Raw genomic sequence first — 4,085 nt, 5'->3', positions numbered from 1 at the left:
GAACTGGGGCAGGATCAAGACGTGAGCCTGTACCGTGCGAAGCCGTCAGTCTGCAAAGCCAAACCGTATGCGGTGGCCGCGTTGCTGTTGCTTGCGTGTGCGGCGTTGACGTGGTGGATGGTTGAGCGGGGGAACTCCTTCGCGCCCGCGCCGCTCGTGGGTTCCTGCATCTACTGGCTTGTTCTGGTCGCGGCCGTTAGGTCCCTGCGGCACGTGCCGAGCCGGCGGATCGTCGTCGTCATCCTGGCCGGCTCTGTGCTGCTGGGTGTGGCCGCGGTGAGCGGACCGCCGCGGACTAGCAACGACTCGGCGCGGTATGCCTGGGACGGCATCGTGCAGAAGGCTGCGATTTCCCCGTACGCCTATGTGCCCGCCGATGAAAGCCTCGCCGGTCTGCGGCCCGCGTGGCTCTTTCGGCCCGGAACGGCCGGCGACGACGGGAAGACAGTCTGCCCGGCGGACCTCTTCGGCACGGGATCCGTGGCGTCTGCCGGTTACCCATCTGGAGAACCACTCTGTACGGCGATCAACCGGCCGCAGGTGCCGACCATCTACCCTCCCGCGGCCGAGATCTACTTCCTGGCGGTGCGGGCCGCCGTCCCGGACACAGCCGGTTACCTGCCGTTCCAGCTTGGAGGCTGGCTGATCAGCACGGCCGTCACCCTGATGCTGCTCACGATCCTGGCCAAGAGCAGGGGACCCCTGCATCTGGCCGCGGCCTGGTCTTGGAGTCCCCTGGTGCAGCTGGAAGCGGTGAACAATGCGCACGTAGACGTGCTGGCCTRCGCGCTGATGCTGGCGGCGGCCATGCTGCTGGTCAGGGGCAAGCCTTTACGTTCCGGTGCGGCGTTCGGAGCGGCCGTAGCCACGAAGCTCATTCCCCTGATTGCAGCCCCCGCGCTGCTGTTCCGGCGCCCGGTGGCCTTCGTCGTGTCTGCAGCCGGAAGCTTTGCCCTTGTGTACGTGCCGTATGTGCTGGCCGCCGGAGCAGGGGTCTTCGGGTTCCTGCCCGGGTATTTGAAGGAGGAAGGCTACAGCCAGGGCGGTGGCGCCAGGTTCGGGCTCGCCCAGTTCGTCTCGGCAGGTCCGTGGCCGGTGCTGCTCAGTGGCGCCGCCCTTGCCGCCGTCGGGGTGTGGACCTGGCGCTCGACGAGCTTGGGAAACCTCTGGCAGCGCCAGGCCACCCTGATCGGGCTGACGCTGCTGATCGTCAGCCCGGGCTACCCCTGGTACGCGCTGATGCTGCTCCCTTTCGTCGTCCTGGGCCGCCGCTGGGAGTACATCACGGTGGTCGTTGCCCTCGACGTCCTTTACATGGTGCCCACGGTCCCGCCGTTCGGGGCGAACCTGGAACGAGGTGTCCTGGTTGCCGCCGCGCTTGCCGTGGCCGCGGGCGCCTGGCAGCGGCGCCGGAGCCGGTACGCCGTTGCCGGTACGCCGCAGCCGGACTCCGCCGCCACCGGGCTCCTGACATGACGGGCCGGGCGGGTGGCATCATGGGCGCTATGGAAGCAACAGGCCTTGCAGGATCCCGGGCCCGCATCGGAATCATCGGCGGTTCGGGAACCTACCGGCTCCCGCGAGCCGCCGTCCGGGCGCATGTCGTTATACGGACCCCCTACGGGGCCACCTCAGGGCCCGTCACGCTGGCCGAGGTAGCCGGGCGCGCCGTCGCGTTCCTGCCCCGGCACGGCGCCGGTCATTCGCTCCCGCCACAGACGATCRACTACCGCGCCAACCTGTGGGCGCTCAAAAGCCTCGGCGTGGAGGCGGTTATTTCCTCATCGGCGGTGGGCGGGCTGCGGGCCGGGTACCGGCCGGAGACGTTCGTGGTGCCCGACCAGCTGATCGACCGGACGTGGGGACGGGCTGACACGTTCTTCGACGGCACGGCGCCCGCAGGCGCTGAACCGGCAGGAGTGCAGCACTTGCCGGCGTCGGAGCCCTTCTGCTCCGGACTGCGCAGACGCTTGTCCGCGGCGCTCGCGGACCTGCAGCTGGCGCACGCACCGGCAGGGACGGTGGTGGTCATCAACGGGCCGCGTTTCTCGACCCGGGCGGAATCCGCCAGCTATGCGGCCGCCGGCGCCGACATCATCAACATGACCCAATACCCGGAGCCAGTCCTGGCCGCCGAACTGAACATGGGTTACGCCACCCTGGCCTACATCACCGATTCGGACACCGGCCACGACGGCTCGGACCCGGTCACCGCCGACGCCGTATTTGACCGGCTCAAAAACGCCCAACCAGCCATTCTGGCAGTGCTGGCAGCAGCAGTCGGGACAATTGGGGACGACTACACTCCGGCCCGGCTGATGGACCCTGCCGCGGTGAACCGGATCATGGCTTATCCTGCTGCAGGTGCGCGGGAGCAACGGTGAGGCTCCTCGTCACCGGCGGGGCAGGCTTCATCGGCTCGCACATCGTTGATGCCGCCCTGGCGAAGGGCTGGCGGGTGCGGGTCCTGGACTCCCTGGATCCCAGCACGCACCCGGTTCCGCCCAGATTTGACCCACGGGTGGAGCTTCTCACCGGCGACGTCGCGGATCCTGTGATCATGCGCGCCGCCTTGGATAGAATCGACGTCGTCAGCCACCAGAGCGCGAAGGTGGGGCTGGGGGTCAGTTTTGCCGACGCGCCGGACTACGTCCGCAACAACGACTACGCGACGGCGGTTCTGCTTGCGGCCATGGAAGAGCATCGGATCCTCCGCTTCGTGCTGGCCTCCTCGATGGTGGTCTACGGCGAGGGCGCCTACACGGACCCGGATTCCGGACTGCCGGTCCGGCCCGGCCCGCGGACCGAGAAGGACCTGCGCGGGGGCGTCTTTGACCCGCGCAGCCCGGACACCGGATCGATCCTGACCCCGGCGCTCCTCACCGAGGAGGCCCGGCTGGATCCGCGCAGCGTCTATGCCGCCTCCAAGTTGAGCCAGGAGCACCTTGCGTCTGCCTGGGCGCGGGAGGTTGGAGGCGTGGCGATCGCACTGCGGTACCACAACGTCTATGGGCCCCGGATGCCGCGTGACACCCCGTATGCCGGGGTGGCATCACTGTTCCGCTCTGCCCTGGCCCGGGGCGAGGCGCCGCAGGTCTTCGAGGACGGCGCCCAGCGCCGCAGCTTCGTCCACGTCAGGGACGTGGCTGCCGCCAACATCCTCGCCGCCGAAGCCCTCGGCCCTCAATCCGGCACCCAATCCCGCTCGGACCGCTGGCACTTCCGGGCCTATAACGTCGGCGCTGATGCCGTTCACACCATCGGCCAGGTAGCCGCTGCCCTCAGCGCGTTCAGCGGCGGTCCGGCTCCGGTGGTCACCGGCCGCTACCGTGCCGGCGACATCCGGCACATCACCGCGTCATCGGAGCGGATCAGGGGCGAGCTGGGCTGGTCAGCCATGATCGGGTTCGACGACGGCATGCGGGAATTCGCCACTGCGCCGCTGCGCGGCTCGGAGCGCGGCTGACACCCCGGCGGCGGCTCGGACCGGGGAGCACCTCACCGATATGGGAACCCCCTGGGAATCGGGCGCGACATCACGCCGTCGGGGACATCCGCGGCGGGCTCGGGGATGGGCGGGTACTCCATCCTCGATGCCGAGACTATCGACCAGGCCGTCGGGCTCATGGTGGGCCACCCTCACCTGATGATGCCGGGCACATCGATCCAGGTCACGAGGCCCTTGACGTCCCCGGAATGAAGCGATGCACACGCACCGCGGGCCGGAGTCGGTCCGCGGTGCGCTTCGTCGTCGCCGGGCAAGAGGAATCAAAGAAAAGAGCTTGAACCTTCAAGTAAAATCCGTTACGCTGATGTCATGACACAGACACTCGATCGGCCGCCGGTACTCTTCCTCAGCCATGGTGCGCCCCCGCTGGCGGACGACGCCACCTGGACCCGCCAACTCAACGACTGGTCCGGGACCTTCGACAAGCCCAAAGACATCCTGATGGTGTCCGCCCACTGGGAAAACGCGCCCGTCACGCTCAGCGCCACCGGGCGGAACCCGGGGCTGGTCTACGACTTCGGCGGCTTCCCGCAGAAGTACTACGACGTCACCTACGACGCTCCGCAGGCTCCCGTCA

Annotated in this window: 5 protein-coding genes; all 5 read left to right on the top strand. The window is 68.4% G+C overall.

The annotated features are described in order from the left end of the window. On the top strand, positions 1-1,476 hold a 1,476-nt coding region (locus AB4Y86_RS13570; RefSeq protein WP_441402738.1), incomplete at its 5' end, for a glycosyltransferase 87 family protein. A 29-nt stretch (positions 1,477-1,505) separates the two neighbouring features. Further along, positions 1,506-2,384, top strand: a complete 879-nt coding sequence (locus tag AB4Y86_RS13565; RefSeq protein ID WP_441402737.1) for an MTAP family purine nucleoside phosphorylase — start codon at positions 1,506-1,508, stop codon at positions 2,382-2,384. Continuing rightward, positions 2,381-3,466 carry an NAD-dependent epimerase/dehydratase family protein gene (locus AB4Y86_RS13560; RefSeq protein WP_441402736.1) on the top strand — a complete coding sequence of 362 codons (1,086 nt, stop codon included), beginning with the start codon at positions 2,381-2,383 and terminating at the stop codon, positions 3,464-3,466. Before AB4Y86_RS13565 ends, AB4Y86_RS13560 begins: the two co-directional genes overlap by 4 nt. Positions 3,467-3,571: 105 nt before the next feature. Beyond that, positions 3,572-3,700 (top strand): hypothetical protein, encoded by a 129-nt coding sequence (locus AB4Y86_RS13555; RefSeq protein ID WP_441402735.1) that lies wholly within the window; start codon positions 3,572-3,574, stop codon positions 3,698-3,700. Positions 3,701-3,817: 117 nt separating this feature from the next. Then, the coding region (locus AB4Y86_RS13550) for a dioxygenase family protein (protein ID WP_441402734.1) at positions 3,818-4,085 on the top strand (268 nt) is incomplete at its 3' end.

The organism is Arthrobacter sp. 2YAF22_2 (assembly GCF_052114645.1).
Classification (GTDB): Bacteria; Actinomycetota; Actinomycetes; order Actinomycetales; family Micrococcaceae; genus Arthrobacter.
This window is presented reverse-complemented; position numbering and strand designations above follow the sequence as displayed.

What these genes read in the sequence shown, in the direction of transcription:
- AB4Y86_RS13555 (WP_441402735.1), top strand. Translation starts at nt 3,572, where the DNA reads ATGGGCGGGTACTCCATCCTCGATGCCGAGACTATCGACCAGGCCGTC.